Origin of the sequence: Vibrio sp. 10N.222.55.C6 (assembly GCF_041473395.1) — a bacterium.
GTDB lineage: Bacteria > Pseudomonadota > Gammaproteobacteria > Enterobacterales > Vibrionaceae > Vibrio > Vibrio crassostreae_C.
On the sequence record NZ_JBFRSD010000869.1, the window covers coordinates 1 to 651 of the forward strand.

The window sequence follows — 651 nt, forward strand, 5'->3', positions numbered from 1 at the left end:
ATTCACACGTTGAATACTAAATTGTACTTCCAATACATCATTCAAACAGTATTAGGTAAAGGCTCGGGCGACAGGGTTTAGTTAGATATGGTTTACGCTCTCTTATGATCATTGGTACTGGCTTCTGCGTTATACAAACATAGCTTTGTTGACCTCCACAGTCTCTAAGGCCATTTTTATGTGACGCTATTTCCTAAATATTGCTTTATAAGGTATTGCTTATGATTTATCCATTTACTTGATTGTGGTTATTATCTATCATGATCAATCAGTTGTTTAAGCTGAGCAACTGTTTGAGGGTGTGAAAATCATCTTCTACATATAAACGTTTATATTAATGGAAATCATTATGAAAAAGATGGCTCTAGCAGCTGCATTAGCAGTTAGCTTCTCAGGTGCTGCATTTGCAGCTGAAGAAACAGCAGCGGCGGGTACTGGTTCAGGTACTGGTACAGCAGCAGGCGCTGGTGCATCTGCAGCTGCAACTGGTACGGCTACAACAGTAGCAGTAGCGACAGCAGCAGTAGCGGCAGCAGCAGCAGTAGCGGTTGCTTCTAACGAAAGCGGTGCAACAACGACAACAACGACTCGATAATTTTTGAGTAGGCGTTTAAAACCATTTTATGTGAAAGCATAAAGTGGTTTTTTTAT

At 40.7% G+C, this 651-nt stretch carries 1 protein-coding gene and 1 pseudogene; both read left to right on the top strand.

Annotation, left to right across the window (positions count from 1 at the left end):
• A pseudogene (locus AB4486_RS26615) lies at positions 1-81 on the top strand (sugar transferase); the annotation flags it as partial.
• A 268-nt stretch (positions 82-349) separates the two neighbouring features.
• Complete coding sequence (locus AB4486_RS26620; protein WP_017060480.1) at positions 350-595, top strand: hypothetical protein; 246 nt, start codon at positions 350-352, stop codon at positions 593-595.
• Positions 596-651 lie beyond the last annotated feature (56 nt).

Coding starts and splice junctions, on each gene's coding strand:
- AB4486_RS26620 (WP_017060480.1), top strand. CDS start 350: ATGAAAAAGATGGCTCTAGCAGCTGCATTAGCAGTTAGCTTCTCAGGT.